This window comes from Haliea sp., from assembly GCF_040221975.1.
Lineage (GTDB): Bacteria > Pseudomonadota > Gammaproteobacteria > Pseudomonadales > Halieaceae > Haliea.
Map to the genome: position 1 here is coordinate 76,799 of NZ_JAVJWR010000019.1, position 12,794 is coordinate 89,592.

The following is a 12,794-nucleotide window of genomic DNA, read 5'->3' on the forward strand; positions in this document are numbered from 1 at the left end:
AGTGTAGCCGCGAGCGCCGGACGGCGCGAGTGCTACCGGCAGGCCGCACTGGCACTGAACAAAAGGCGGACACTGCTGCCAGTGACCGGCGACTGTACTAGAATTGCCGAAAGTGTCAGGAGAGTTGCCGTGGTCATCCGCAGCAGCGACGGCAGCACCGTCACCATCGTCGCCAAACCCAACCAGTCCGCGACCTGGCGCAGCAACAAGCTGGTGTTGCTGGCGTTGTCGGTGCCCTCCCTGGGCGCCGCCATCGCCTTTGCCCTCGCCGGTGCCTGGCCCATCCTGCCCTTTGCCGGCCTGGAGCTTGCGGCCCTCGGCAGCTCGCTCTACTACGTCAACTGGAAGCTGCAGTATCGGCATGTGATTACGCTCGCGCCCGACGCCGTGCACATCGACAAGGGCCATTACCTGCCGCGCCACAGCTGGACCTTTGCCCGCAACGCTACCGGCCTCGGCATTGAGCCCGAGCGCCACCCCTGGGACGCCCCCGGGCTCAGCCTGCAGTGTGCCGGCGAGCGCATCAGCGTCGGCGAGTTTCTCAACCGTGAAGACGGACTGGTCCTGCTGCAACACCTGCGCAAGGAGCTGCGTGTACTGGGCCACGGCGCACAGGCCAGTCACGCCTTTTGACCACCCCCTGAACCCGCCCCTCAGGGCCATTGGGTGAGACCGCCCGCACCTGTATAATCGGCGGCCCTATAATTCCCCGGATTACCGCCATGTCCAGCAACAAAGTCGGCTTCGTCAGCCTGGGCTGCCCCAAGGCCCTGGTTGATTCCGAACGCATCCTGACCCAGCTCAAACTGGATGGCTACGATATCGTGCCCAGCTACGAGGACGCCGAACTGGTGGTGGTCAACACCTGCGGCTTCATCGACAGCGCCAAGCAGGAGTCCCTGGACGCCATTGGCGAGGCCATCAGCGAAAACGGACGGGTGATCGTGACCGGCTGCATGGGCAAGGGCGCCGATGCCGAATCCATCCTGCAGCTGCACCCCAAGGTTCTCAGCGTCACCGGCCCCGCCGCCTACGAGGAAGTGGTCAGCGCAGTGCATCAGCATGTACCTCACATTCAGGTGCACGATCCCTATGTGGACCTGGTACCGCCCCAGGGGGTCAAGCTGACCCCAAGGCACTACGCCTATCTGAAGATTTCCGAGGGCTGCAACCACCGCTGCAGCTTCTGCATCATCCCGCACATGCGCGGCGACCTGGTGAGCCGACCTATCGGCGAGGTGATGGAAGAGGCGGAGCGCCTGGCCAGAGCCGGAGTGCGCGAGCTGCTGGTCATCTCCCAGGACACCAGCGCCTACGGTGTGGACCTGAAATACCGAACCGGCTTCTGGAACGGACGCCCGATGAAGACCAGCATGCAGTCGCTGTGCGAAGGCCTGGCGGAGCTCGGCATCTGGGTGCGGCTGCACTATGTCTACCCCTACCCGCACGTGGACAATATCCTGCCGCTGATGGCGGACGGCAGGATCCTGCCCTACCTCGACATCCCCTTCCAGCACGGCAGTCCCAGCGTGCTCAAGCGCATGAAGCGCCCCGCCGCAGCCGAGAAGTCCCTGGAGCGGATCCAGCATTGGCGCCAGATCTGCCCCGACATCACCCTGCGCAGTACCTTTATCGTCGGCTTCCCCGGGGAAACCGACGCCGACTTCGAGGTCTTGCTCGACTTTCTCGAGGAGGCACAGCTGGACCGGGTCGGCTGCTTCCAGTACTCGCCCGTCGCCGGCGCGCCTGCCTACGATCTGCCGGATCAGGTAACGGAGGCCGTCAAGCAGGAGCGCTGGGACCGGTTCATGGCCCTGCAGCAGCAGATCAGCGCAACCAAACTGCAGGCCAAGGTGGGCCGCAATATTGAAATACTGATTGATGAAGTGGACGACGACGGCGCCATCGGCCGCTCCACCGCAGACGCACCGGAAATCGATGGCAAGGTGTACCTGGACGGGATTACCGGTCTGCAGCCCGGCGATTTTGTCGAAGCCGAAGTCACCGCCGCCGACGACTACGATCTCTGGGCCGGCTGAACGGTGAATCTGCTGCTGTTCGCCGCCGGCGAATGCACTGGCGCTGGCCTGTTGCGTCTCACCGGGCGGCGCGCCGCACACCTGCGCCAGGTCCTACGCGCCAGGCCGGGTGACGAGTTGCAGGTCGGCGAGATTGATGGCCGGATTGGCCAGGGCACTATCACCGCGATCGACAAGCACAGCGCCGAACTGCGGGTGACGTTGCACGCTGCGCCACCACCCAAACTGCCCGTAGTCCTGCTGCTGGCCCTGCCCCGGCCGAAAATGCTGCGCCGCATCCTGCGCGCAGCGGCCGAGTTCGGCGCCGCGGAGATCCATCTGCTCAACAGCTACCGGGTTGAAAAAAGCTACTGGCAAACCCCGGTGCTCGCCCCAGCCACCCTCCGCGAGTACCTGCTACAGGGTCTGGAGCAGGCCCGCGACACCAGACTGCCGCCAGTCCACCTGCACCCCCGCTTCAAGCCTTTCGTCGAGGACCAGCTACCCGGCCTTGTCGCCGGCCGCGACGCCCTCCTCGCCCACCCCGGCGACGCCCCTCTCGCGCCCACCGGGCTCGACCGTCCGACACTACTGGCAGTCGGACCCGAGGGCGGCTTCATCCCCTACGAAGTGGACAAACTGCTGGCCGCAGGCTGCCGCCAGGTCTCGTTGGGGCCGCGCATCCTGCGGGTGGAGAACGCCGTCGCGGCGCTGTTGGGAAGAGCGTTGTGAGAAGACCCTCGCGGGGCGAAATCTCGAGGACCGTCCGGGAGACCGTGGTGGGGTCCGGGGACTCGCCGCAAGTACATCCTTGTAGGCTCGTATCGCGCATCCATGCGCTCAACGGTCCCCAGACCCCACCACGGTCCCCCGGACTTTGGCACCCAGGAGGCGTCCCTCCGTGGGTTCGTTCTCAGAACCGGTACTGGATCTCCGCGCCATACATCCGCGGCGGCGCCACCGCGAAACCGCCGGTGCCCGAGGACTCCACCAGCGCGGTGCCGCCGTTGATGTAGTCCTCGTCGGTCAGGTTGGTGCCGAACAGGGACCCGACCCAGCGTTCATCGGGAGAGACCCACCCCAGCCGTGCGCTCAGCTCGAACTGCTCGTCTTCAAACCAGAGGCCGGTGGTGCAGCTCAGCGCGTCAAAGCAGAACTCCATGTCGAGCTTCCAGCTCGCCTGCAGGCGCGGGGTGAAGGTGCCGTAAGCGGTTTCCAGGTTGTACTGGGCCGACAGCAGGTAGGTCTGTTCGGCCAGCCGCGGCAGATTCTCACCGGAGCGATCATTGGGGCAGGAGTCAACCTGCAGCAGGGTCAGGTCGGCACGCACGCAGCCGGGGCCCGGGGGTACGGAGGCATCGGCAATCGTGATCTGCTCGTCCATGAACTCCTTGATATCACCATCGGTGATGGTGACGTTGAAGCCGATGATCAGGTTGTCCGTGGCCAGCCAGGTGCTCTCCAGTTCAAAACCCTTGATGGTGGACTCGGCCGCGTTGATGGTGGCTGGTGAGGGAGAGTTGACCTCCGGGTTGATAACCAGAGTGGTAAGCTGGCGATTGGTGTAATCCGTATAGAAGAAGGCGCCGTTGAGGCGCAGGCGACGCTGCAGCAGATCGAGCTTGAACCCCAGCTCGATATTCTCGACCTCCTCGGGCTCGAAGCGCTCCAGCTCGCCGGTCGGGGATTCGGACAAGCCGCCGGACAGGAAGCCCTCGCTGTAGGTTAGGTAGAAGCTGCCCTGATCCAGCCAGCTGTTGCCGTCGATCAGGTATTGAATGCTCGCCATCGGGGTCAGGTCGTTGTTGGAGACCTTGCGCTGGCGCACCCCGTCTTCGACCAGGGCAAACCCGGGGTTGTACTCGAACCCCGGCCGCTGGACCACGAACAGGCCACCGCCCACGGGAATTGCCGGACCACCGTTGAGATCGAGAGTGGACGGGTCGATCGCCAGGTCCTGGATTTTCAGCTCCCGGCTCTCGTCGGTGTAGCGCAAGCCCAGGGTTGCCCGCCACTGGGGATTGAATTCCCATTCCAGCTGGGCGTAGGCCGCCACCGCGTCGTTGTTGGCGGTCTGGGTGTCTGCGGAGAGGTTCAGAAAGAACAGGTTGGCGATCGCGGGATCGAAGGGCCCAAGGAAGCTGATGCTTTGTCGCCCCTTGCTCTCCTCCTCGAACCAGTAAAGGCCAGTGACATATTGCAGGCGGTCGTCAAAGGCACTGCCAATGATCTGGAACTCCTGACTGAACTGATCGCTTTCACCGGCGCCTCCCTCGGGGTGCACGGTATTGGTGCGATGCAGGAACGGGATACCGGTGTGATCCAGCTCGTCGTTCTGCGAGGCCTCGGTGTAGCGATAGCCGCTGATGCTCTTGATTGACAGGTCAGTGCTCAGCGCCCACTCAGCGACCAGCGAGGCCCCCCGGTTCTCGGCCTTGTACTCTCCGCCGAGGTCGGAAATGACCGTGCGCATATCGCCGCCACCGGCGTCGGCCGCATCCTGGCAGAAATCCGCCAGGGTGCGGCCCGTCGAAGGACCAATGGCCAGCGCATTGAACAGCGTCGCCTGCCATCCAGTATCGTTGACATTGGCGCACTTCATGGGCCGCATGCGCTGGTCGGTGTCGGCCCAGTTCAGGTTCAGGTCCAGGGTGAGGTCGTCGCTGGCAACCCAGCGGGTCTGCCAGATAATGCTCTGGCGGTCCTCATCCATGTAGTCCTTGCCGTCAAACAGGTTCTCGATATGGCCATCGCGCTTGCGGGTAACTCCGGAAAACCGCGTCCACAGCGTGTCGGTCAGCGGCAGGTTGAGGACGAACTCGGTATCGAGGCGGTCGTAGTTGCCGACCCGAACCCCAACCGAACCCTCGAATTCCTCGACCGGCTTGTTGGTGGTGAAGACCAGGGCGCCGCCGGTGGTGTTCTTGCCGAACAGGGTGCCCTGGGGACCGCGCAGTACCTGCACCGACTGGATATCGTTGAGATCAAGCAGGGCGCCATCGGGACGACCGAGGTAGATGTCGTCGATGTAGATACCGACCCCGGAATCAATGTTTTCGCCGGTATTGCGCTGGCCGACACCGCGGATGTAGACACTGGCGAGAGGCGCCGCGCCATTGGCCTCCACCACGTCGATATTGGGGGCCAGGCTATTCAGATCCGCCAGATTGCGGACTCCGGCCTCCCGCAGGCCCTCTGCGTCCAGTGCCGTCACCGCCAGCGGAGTCTCCTGCAGGCTCTCCGCACGCTTGCGGGCAGTTACCAGCACTTCCTCGAGCACCATGCCCTGGGCCAGCACCGGCAGCGGTACCGCACCGGCAAGCGCAGCGGCAACCGCAAGGGACATTACGGACGAAGGTCTTGCACCACGCTTAGACATCAACTGTACCTCTCTGATTATAATTATTGATCGCGCCACTAACGACGGTTAGTTTCGATTAAAGCAGTCTTTCCGGCACAACGGCAAGACGGCAAATTACCGCGATCGGGAATGCCCGTTGCACGCAGTCGGTTTAACGCGGCTGGTTCAACTTACACTACTGGTAGCGAGCCCGGCCGGACAGGACACCCCGGTGCCATCCAGGCCGCAATAACCACCGGGGTTCTTGGCCAGATACTGCTGGTGATACTCTTCGGCATAGTAGAAAGGTGGCGCGGGCAGGATCTCGGTGGTGATGGCGTCGTAGCCGGCGCCATCCAGGGCGGCCTGGAACTGCTCGCGGCTGAGTTCGGCAGCCTGCTGCTGTTCGGCGCCATAGGTGTAGATCGCCGAGCGATACTGGGTCCCCAGGTCATTGCCCTGGCGCATGCCCTGGGTGGGGTCGTGTCCCTCCCAGAAGTGCTGCAACAGCTCGGCATAGCTGATCAGCGCGGGATCAAACACCACCAGTACCGCTTCCGTATGACCCGTCTGGCCGCTACACACTTCCTGGTAGGTAGGGTTGGGTGTATGGCCTCCGGCATAGCCGGCCGCCGTGGTAAATACCCCGGGCAACTGCCAGAACAGGCGCTCCACGCCCCAGAAACAGCCCATGCCAAATACCGCCTGCTGCAGGTGGGCGGGGAATGGCCCGGACAACGGGTGGCCATTGACGTAGTGCGCGGCGGGTACCGGCATTGGCTCCGACCGGCCGGACAGCGCCGAATCGGGGGTGGGGATAGCGCGTTTCTTGCGAATATCGAACAGGCTCATCGTCGTTACCTCGTTGCTGCACAGGAGCCAGTGTACTGCCCTTCCCCTCGCCCGTGTAGCCGGTGTAAGCTCGAATCCACGTCGATTTCCGGTTGCGCCACATGACTGTCATGTTTATGCCCTAGTCTGCAGCGATCCGGAAACAACCGGGCCACGAACCAAAGCAGTCTGGCGTGGTCTGAGCTGGCGAGTAAAAGGAATAAACCATGACAATACACAACACCACATTTGACCCGGGCGAATTCTGCAGCCGCAAGCTCTGGCGCATCGTGACCGGCCAGGAAAGCCAGCAGTCTCTCGACAAAGGCAGCCTGCAGAAGGCCGTTGCCGAACTCGCCGAGCGCCGCCACTACCTTGCCGAGCTGGAGCGACTGGGCAAACTGGAACACCGGCACTAGCCCTGAGACACGATGGCAAAAACCCCGGCCCGCAAGGCCAACAGCAAGGACGTGCAGGCCTTTCTCAGCAAGAGCAAGGCCGTGGCAACATTTGCTGAAAAATACCCGCGCCTCCTGTTTGCCATCGATGCCACTGCCAGTCGCGAACCCACCTGGAGCATCGCCCGGCAGCTGCAGTCGGACATGTTTGCGAGCGCCGGTCGCATAGCCTCACTATCAGTACAACTCTGTTACTACCGCGGCTTCCAGGAATTCCACGCCAGCCCCTGGCTGCGCGACACCCAGGCTCTGGCCCGTCAGATGGCGGCGGTGCGCTGCGAGGGCGGACATACGCAGATCGGCCGCCTGCTGCGCCACGCCCAGCAGGTGCACCGGGAGACGCCAGTGCGTGCTCTTGTCTTCATCGGCGACGCCGTGGAAGAATTGCCCGACAGCCTCTGCAACCAGGCCGGACAGTGCGGCCTGCTGAAAATGCCGCTATTCCTGTTTCAGGAGGGCGACGACCCCCTCGTACGCCGCACCTTCCAGAGCATGGCCCGACTCAGCGGTGGAGCCTGGGCGCGCTTTGACCATCGCAGCGCACACACCCTGGCGGAATTGCTGGGCGCGGTCGCACGCTATGCCGCCGGCGGCCGGGCTGCGTTGGAGAATAACCCCGGGGAGGGTGCTAAACTGCTGCTCCAACAACTCAAACCCTGAGGACCGACGTGCCGAAACTCTTGCTGCTGCTGGCCATCGCGCTCGCCCTCTACATCCTGTTCATTCGCGCCCAGGCCCTGCCTCCCCACCAGCGCAAGGGCCAGTACCTGAAACTGGGGATCGGTATCGCCGTGGCTGCCGTCGTCTTCCTGACCGTAACCGGGCGCATGCACTGGGTCGGCGCCGCGTTAACCGGTCTGCTGGTCGGAGCGCGCCAGCTGCTGCCGCTGCTGGTACGCCTGTTCCCCATGTTGTCGGCCCTGCGCAACAAGTCCAGCGCAGCGGGTCCGGGGCAGCACTCCACGGTGGAATCAGTCATTCTGCGCATGCACCTGGACCACGAGTCCGGCAAACTGAGCGGCGAAGTGCTGCGCGGTCCGCTGCAGGACTGGCGGCTGGACGAACTGGATCGCAGCCAGCTGGAGGGCCTTCTGCTTTTCTGCCAACAGGAAGACAATGACTCGGTACAATTGCTGGTCAGCTATCTGGAGCAGCGCTTCCCCGGCGAATCCGACTTCGGCAAACAGCAGCAGACGGCACCGGATTCCGGTGGCGGACTGTCCCGTACCGAGGCATTGGCGGTACTGGGTCTGGGCGACGACGCCAGTGACGAGGATATCGTGCAGGCACACCGGAAACTCATGCAGAAACTGCACCCGGACCGCGGCGGCAACGATTACCTGGCCGCCAAGATCAACCAGGCCAAGGATTTCCTGCTCGGCTAGAATGGCCGGCAGCAGGCACCCGACACCACAGAGGAACACGACTTGCCATGAGCGACGTATTTGTCATCCGCAATCAGCTGGGTCACTACTGGGGCAAGAGCAAGGCCTGGGTCGACGGCCGCGATGCCAGGGCAGTGCAGCGCGTGAAGCATCAGGACGAGGCGGTCAACCTGCTGTTCGAACTCAGCAGCAAGGATGTCGACCTGCGCGGCGAGGTCGTCACCGCGGCGGTGGACGAGCGCGCTGAACCACTGCTCGAGCCCAGCAGCAATCCCCTGCCCCAGCCGGCTGCGACAGACCCGTCAATATCTGCTGGCGCCACGGAACAGGACGCACTGGTTGACGGTCAAACCGGGGCTTGAACAACCACCACCACGAGGTGCAACAGCAACATGAGAATCCTGCTTTTCCTGGCGACCAACATCGCGGTACTGGTACTGGTCAGTCTTGTCTTCAGCCTGCTCGGGCTGGACGGCATCCTCGCCGCCAATGGCGTGGACCTGAACCTGGGTTCCCTGCTGATCTTCTGCGCCCTGTTCGGCTTTGGGGGCTCGCTGATCTCCCTGTTCCTGTCAAAGTGGATGGCGAAGCGCGGCACCGGCACCCGGATCATTGAGAACCCGCGCACCCGCGATGAACAGTGGTTGCTGGACACCGTACGCGAACTGGCCCGGGATGCCGGCATCGGCATGCCCGAGGTCGGCATTTTTCCCTCCGAGGCTGCCAATGCCTTTGCCACAGGCTGGAACCGCAACGCCGCCCTGGTCGCGGTCAGCAGCGGCTTGCTGCAGCGTTTCAGCCGCGAGGAAGCCCGCGCAGTCATGGCCCATGAAATCGGCCACGTGGCCAATGGCGACATGGTGACGCTCACGCTCATTCAGGGCGTGGTCAACACCTTCGTGCTGTTCTTTGCGCGGATTATCGGCCACACGGTGGACCGGGTGGTGTTCAAGACCCAGAACGGCTACGGCATAGGCTACTACGTGGTGACGATCGTCGCCCAAATCGTGCTCAGTATCCTCGCCAGCATGATCGTGTTCTGGTTCTCGCGCTGGCGCGAGTACCGCGCCGACGCCGCTGGCGCCAGCCTGGCGGGCAACGCGGCCATGATCGGCGCCCTGCAGCGGCTGCGGGCGGAACAGGGCCTGCCCCAGGACCTGCCCGGTGAATTGACGGCTTTCGGGATCAGCGAGCAGCTGAAAGAGGGCCTGTCCGGCCTGTTCCGCTCGCACCCGCCGCTGGAGGACCGGATCAGGGCCCTGCAGCAGCGCTGAACAGGTATTCGCTCATGGGCACGACATCGATTTTGTCGAAGTCGATGAAGCGGGCACAGCTCTCCATCATCGCGGCTTCATGGGCCGCCAGCGTCGCGTCATCAGCCGCTGCGTAGAAAGCGTGCTTCGAGGTCATCGCCGCGTCGGGGAAGTTCTCCTCGACGATGGCGTGCAACAGCGGTGCGTCATCATCCAGCGCACACACCACCAGGTTCTGGCGGTAGGCAAAGGTGGCCTGGGTGTCGATTGCCACCTGGCCGTGACTGCCCTTCCATATCCCCAGCCAGCTTTGCTCATCCAGTCGCGGCGGCCGCTGCAGCAGCGCCACCTGGCAGAAGCCAGGCACCCGGGCATCGGCCCCGGGGGGCTGCGTGCTGTTGACAATAGGCTCGGCCTCGGACACCAGCCAGGCGCAGCTGCGGGCCACCAGCTCCGGCACCAGCACCGCGGGGTCCGGCCGCCGCCAGGCATCATCCAGCCACAGCGACAGCAATGCATCGGGCAGTGGCCCGCTGGTCTGCATGCGCTTGTCGTCGGCTGCAGCGACCGCGCTGTCCACCACCGCCAGCCGCAGCCCGCGCAGCGCTGCCAGAGCCTGCAACTGCGGCACCAGCTGCTGTCGCAAGCCCGCCCCGAAGTCATCCGCCGCGACGGTGTCCTGGTGCCACAGACAATAGATTACCTTTTCCATGATCGACCCTCAGGACAGGCCGAGCGGCGGGGTAATGGTGGCGCAATTGTCGATCAGCATTTCCGTCCCGTTCACGAACCATGACTCATCCGCCGCCAGGTACAGCACCATGTGCGCCACGTCTTCGGGGTTGCACATGTTATTGCCCTGCAGGGAGGCCAGATCCTCGGCGCTCACTGCTTCCTTGCCGGTCGCCAGTTTCGCCACCATCGGGGTTCTGACGCCATCGGGATGCACCGAGTTGCAGCGGATGCGGTTGCCCTTTTCCTTGCAGTACATGGCCACGGATTTGGTCAGCGAGCGCACGGCGCCCTTGCTGGCGCTGTAGGCTGCAGCAAAGGAGACGCCCTGGATCGCCGCCACCGAAGACATGTTGACGATGGATCCGCCGCCACTCTGCTCCATCGCCGGAATGGCGTGCTTGCAGCCCAGGAAGACACCTTCGGAATTCACTGCCTGCACCTTGCGGAAGGTGGCGAGATCGGTATCCACCACCGAGGCCGCAGTCAGCAGGCCGGCATTGTTGACCAGGATATCAAGGCGCCCGAACGCTTCCAGGGTGGCGGCGATCACACTGCTCCAGTTGTCTTCATCGGTGACATCCAGACGCATGAACCGGGCCTGCTCACCAATGCTTTCCGCCACGGCCTTGCCATCGGTCTCGTTGAGGTCCGCTATCACGACCGATGCGCCCTCCTGAGCCAGCAGGATCGCGTCCGCCTTGCCCATGCCACTGGCCCCACCCGTGACGATCGCCACCTTGCCTGCCACTCGTCCCATCTAAATGCTCCCTGGCCCCGGTGGGGCTTGTTCTGGTGTGTGAGCGCCGGAGTTAAGCAAATGACCCCGCAAAGCTCAATCGGACAACGGTAAAAGCGAAGCCCGTGACTGCTCTGTTGAACCGGCGTCGAACCTCGCACCTGGCGCGCAGTAATAGTATTCTTGCCAACCCGGATCATTTGTGGAGTATCCTCATGCAACAGTCCCCGGATTCATCGCGACTGCTTACGGTACTGACCTATATCGCGCTGGCCCTGTTGCTGGCCCTGCCGCTGGCAGTGCTGACGGTAAGGGCCGGCTTCTGGCAACAGGGGTTGCTGCTGTACGCCATCAGCTGCCTGGCCGCGGCCGTTGTGCTGCTGCTGTTTGTGCTGCTGCTGGCCCTGCCAAAGTACCGGCAACGGAAGCGCCAGACAGGACTGGGCGTACTGCTGGCCCTGCCCGGCACCCTGCTGTTCCTGTCATTGCTGGCAACCCGGGGCGACTACCCGCCGATCCACGACATCACCACCGACCTGAGCGATCCGCCCGTGTTCACCCACGCGCCCTCTCTGCGTGGGCCGGACAGCAACACCCTGGCAGTCAAGCCCGACACGCTCGGCGTGCAGCGCGAGGCCTACCCGGAACTGGAGAGCCTGCGCAGCGAGCGCACGGTCGACAACGCCTACCGGCACGCTCTGGAAGTGGCAGCGGGACTGGGCTGGGACATTGTCTGGCAGGACCCCGAATCCGGCTACATCGAAGCCGTGGACAGCACTGCAATCATGGCTTTCAAGGACGACATCGCCATCCGCGTGCGTGCCGCTGCCGAGGGCAGCGTGATCGACCTGCGCTCCGTGTCCCGGGTCGGGGTCGGCGATATCGGCGCCAACGCCAGGCGCATCCGTGCCTTCATTACAGCGTTCAGTGAACGCGGGAACTGATTCCACATGACTGTATCGATTCCGGGATTCCGCGGCCTGCCGCGTACGCTGCTGCAAAGGCTGCTGCTCACCCTGCTGCTGGTGCCCGCTGCCGTGGCGGCAGAGGTGGATTACCTGAGCTTTGCCACCGAGGACGAGGCCAACAGCACCGAGATTTTCCGGAAGGCGAGCCCGGCGGTGGTATTCGTGACCAACAAGGCCCTGCGCCGGGACATGTTTTCGCTCAACGTGCACGAGATTCCCCGCGGCTCCGGTAGCGGCTTTGTCTGGGATACCAGTGGTCTCATCGTCACCAACTACCACGTCATCGCCGGCGCCCACCGCCTGACTGTCACCCTGCAGGACCAGAGTGAATTTGATGCCGAAGTGATCGGCGTGGCGCCGGAGAAGGACCTCGCCGTACTGCGCATCGAGAACCCGCCGGCCGGCCTGATCAGGCTGCCGGTGGGCGATTCATCCGAGCTCAGTGTGGGACGCAAGGTGCTAGCCATTGGCAACCCCTTTGGCCTCGATACCACCCTCACCACCGGCGTGGTCAGCGCTCTCGGACGCGAGATTCGCGCCCCGGGCAACCGCACCATTCGCGGCGTAATCCAGACCGATGCGGCGATCAATCCGGGCAATTCCGGTGGACCACTGCTGAACTCCCTGGGGCAACTGGTCGGCGTCAACACCGCCATCTACAGCCCCAGTGGTGCCAGTGCCGGCATCGGCTTTGCGATCCCGGTGAACACGGTAAGAGAAGTGGTGCCCCAGCTGATCAGCTACGGCCGCATGCTGCGGCCAATCATGGGCCTGGAACTCGCCAGTGACCGCTGGATCCGCCGCTACCGAATCGAGGGCCTGCCGGTAGTCCGGGTCTTCCAGGGCCTGCCCGCGGAGCAGGCAGGCATTCGCGGGGCGTATCGCAACGCCCGCGGCGAAATCCTGCTCGGAGACATCATCGTCGCCGTCAATGGCAAGCCGGTGCGCAGCAATGACGATTACCTGAGCCTGCTGGAAGCCCAAAAACCGGGCGATGCGGTGACGGTGACCCTGCGCAATGGTGACCAGCAGCGGGTAGTCAGCGTCACCCTCACCGAGTCACAGTAGAC

The 12,794-nt window shown here is 63.8% G+C and carries 14 protein-coding genes; 10 read left to right on the forward strand and 4 right to left on the reverse strand.

The features are described from left to right. Positions 1 to 129 precede the first annotated feature (129 nt). The 3 genes from RLO07_RS07925 to RLO07_RS07935 all read left to right on the forward strand — a co-directional run bounded on the left by RLO07_RS07925 (position 130) and on the right by RLO07_RS07935 (position 2,750). On the forward strand, positions 130 to 633 hold the full coding sequence (locus tag RLO07_RS07925) for a DUF2244 domain-containing protein (protein WP_462291600.1): 504 nt from the start codon (positions 130 to 132) through the stop codon (positions 631 to 633). Positions 634 to 722: 89 nt separating this feature from the next. Then, the gene (gene rimO, locus RLO07_RS07930) at positions 723 to 2,039 is read left to right on the forward strand and encodes a 30S ribosomal protein S12 methylthiotransferase RimO (RefSeq protein ID WP_462291601.1); all 1,317 of its coding nucleotides are present in this window, start codon (positions 723 to 725) and stop codon (positions 2,037 to 2,039) included. Between the two features lie 3 nt (positions 2,040 to 2,042). Continuing rightward, the gene (locus tag RLO07_RS07935; RefSeq protein ID WP_462291602.1) at positions 2,043 to 2,750 is read left to right on the forward strand and encodes a 16S rRNA (uracil(1498)-N(3))-methyltransferase; all 708 of its coding nucleotides are present in this window, start codon (positions 2,043 to 2,045) and stop codon (positions 2,748 to 2,750) included. A 181-nt stretch (positions 2,751 to 2,931) separates the two neighbouring features. On the opposite strand, the gene RLO07_RS07940 is transcribed toward RLO07_RS07935, so the two are convergent. Continuing rightward, complete coding sequence (locus tag RLO07_RS07940; protein WP_462291603.1) at positions 2,932 to 5,364, reverse strand: TonB-dependent receptor; 2,433 nt, start codon at positions 5,362 to 5,364, stop codon at positions 2,932 to 2,934. Positions 5,365 to 5,544: 180 nt separating this feature from the next. Then, positions 5,545 to 6,210 (reverse strand): peptide-methionine (S)-S-oxide reductase MsrA, encoded by a 666-nt coding sequence (gene msrA, locus RLO07_RS07945; RefSeq protein ID WP_462291604.1) that lies wholly within the window; start codon positions 6,208 to 6,210, stop codon positions 5,545 to 5,547. 206 nt (positions 6,211 to 6,416) lie between these two features. On the opposite strand from msrA, the gene RLO07_RS07950 reads away from it, so the two are divergent. From RLO07_RS07950 to htpX, 5 genes are read left to right on the forward strand one after another with little or no spacing between them, the layout of a single operon-like run. Beyond that, entirely contained in the window at positions 6,417 to 6,608 is a 192-nt protein-coding gene (locus tag RLO07_RS07950) for a hypothetical protein (protein ID WP_462291605.1), read from the forward strand. 12 nt (positions 6,609 to 6,620) lie between these two features. Beyond that, positions 6,621 to 7,307: a VWA domain-containing protein gene (locus RLO07_RS07955; RefSeq protein WP_462291606.1), complete on the forward strand. Its 687-nt coding sequence runs from the start codon at positions 6,621 to 6,623 to the stop codon at positions 7,305 to 7,307. 8 nt (positions 7,308 to 7,315) lie between these two features. Then, entirely contained in the window at positions 7,316 to 8,032 is a 717-nt protein-coding gene (locus RLO07_RS07960) for a DnaJ domain-containing protein (protein WP_462291607.1), read from the forward strand. Positions 8,033 to 8,079: 47 nt separating this feature from the next. Next, positions 8,080 to 8,394 carry a hypothetical protein gene (locus tag RLO07_RS07965; protein ID WP_462291608.1) on the forward strand — a complete coding sequence of 105 codons (315 nt, stop codon included), beginning with the start codon at positions 8,080 to 8,082 and terminating at the stop codon, positions 8,392 to 8,394. Positions 8,395 to 8,424: 30 nt separating this feature from the next. After that, positions 8,425 to 9,306: a protease HtpX gene (gene htpX / locus RLO07_RS07970; protein ID WP_462291609.1), complete on the forward strand. Its 882-nt coding sequence runs from the start codon at positions 8,425 to 8,427 to the stop codon at positions 9,304 to 9,306. On the opposite strand, the gene RLO07_RS07975 is transcribed toward htpX, so the two are convergent. Beyond that, the gene (locus RLO07_RS07975) at positions 9,284 to 9,997 is read right to left on the reverse strand and encodes a hypothetical protein (RefSeq protein ID WP_462291610.1); all 714 of its coding nucleotides are present in this window, start codon (positions 9,995 to 9,997) and stop codon (positions 9,284 to 9,286) included. The genes htpX and RLO07_RS07975 overlap by 23 nt on opposite strands. A 9-nt stretch (positions 9,998 to 10,006) precedes the next feature. Beyond that, the gene (locus tag RLO07_RS07980) at positions 10,007 to 10,777 is read right to left on the reverse strand and encodes a glucose 1-dehydrogenase (RefSeq protein ID WP_462291611.1); all 771 of its coding nucleotides are present in this window, start codon (positions 10,775 to 10,777) and stop codon (positions 10,007 to 10,009) included. A gap of 194 nt (positions 10,778 to 10,971) precedes the next feature. On the opposite strand from RLO07_RS07980, the gene RLO07_RS07985 reads away from it, so the two are divergent. Together RLO07_RS07985 and RLO07_RS07990 are read left to right on the forward strand one after the other, a co-directional pair. Next, complete coding sequence (locus RLO07_RS07985) at positions 10,972 to 11,700, forward strand: DUF1499 domain-containing protein (protein WP_462291612.1); 729 nt, start codon at positions 10,972 to 10,974, stop codon at positions 11,698 to 11,700. Between the two features lie 6 nt (positions 11,701 to 11,706). After that, on the forward strand, positions 11,707 to 12,792 hold the full coding sequence (locus RLO07_RS07990; protein WP_462291613.1) for a S1C family serine protease: 1,086 nt from the start codon (positions 11,707 to 11,709) through the stop codon (positions 12,790 to 12,792). Positions 12,793 to 12,794: the final 2 nt, after the last annotated feature.

Bases quoted from the DNA above. Each gene is read 5' to 3' on its own strand.
- rimO (WP_462291601.1), top strand. From the start codon at position 723: ATGTCCAGCAACAAAGTCGGCTTCGTCAGCCTGGGCTGCCCCAAGGCC.
- RLO07_RS07940 (WP_462291603.1), bottom strand. From the start codon at position 5,364: ATGTCCCTTGCGGTTGCCGCTGCGCTTGCCGGTGCGGTACCGCTGCCG.
- msrA (WP_462291604.1), bottom strand. From the start codon at position 6,210: ATGAGCCTGTTCGATATTCGCAAGAAACGCGCTATCCCCACCCCCGAT.
- RLO07_RS07950 (WP_462291605.1), top strand. From the start codon at position 6,417: ATGACAATACACAACACCACATTTGACCCGGGCGAATTCTGCAGCCGC.
- RLO07_RS07955 (WP_462291606.1), top strand. From the start codon at position 6,621: ATGGCAAAAACCCCGGCCCGCAAGGCCAACAGCAAGGACGTGCAGGCC.
- RLO07_RS07965 (WP_462291608.1), top strand. From the start codon at position 8,080: ATGAGCGACGTATTTGTCATCCGCAATCAGCTGGGTCACTACTGGGGC.
- htpX (WP_462291609.1), top strand. From the start codon at position 8,425: ATGAGAATCCTGCTTTTCCTGGCGACCAACATCGCGGTACTGGTACTG.
- RLO07_RS07975 (WP_462291610.1), bottom strand. From the start codon at position 9,997: ATGGAAAAGGTAATCTATTGTCTGTGGCACCAGGACACCGTCGCGGCG.
- RLO07_RS07980 (WP_462291611.1), bottom strand. From the start codon at position 10,777: ATGGGACGAGTGGCAGGCAAGGTGGCGATCGTCACGGGTGGGGCCAGT.
- RLO07_RS07985 (WP_462291612.1), top strand. From the start codon at position 10,972: ATGCAACAGTCCCCGGATTCATCGCGACTGCTTACGGTACTGACCTAT.
- RLO07_RS07990 (WP_462291613.1), top strand. From the start codon at position 11,707: ATGACTGTATCGATTCCGGGATTCCGCGGCCTGCCGCGTACGCTGCTG.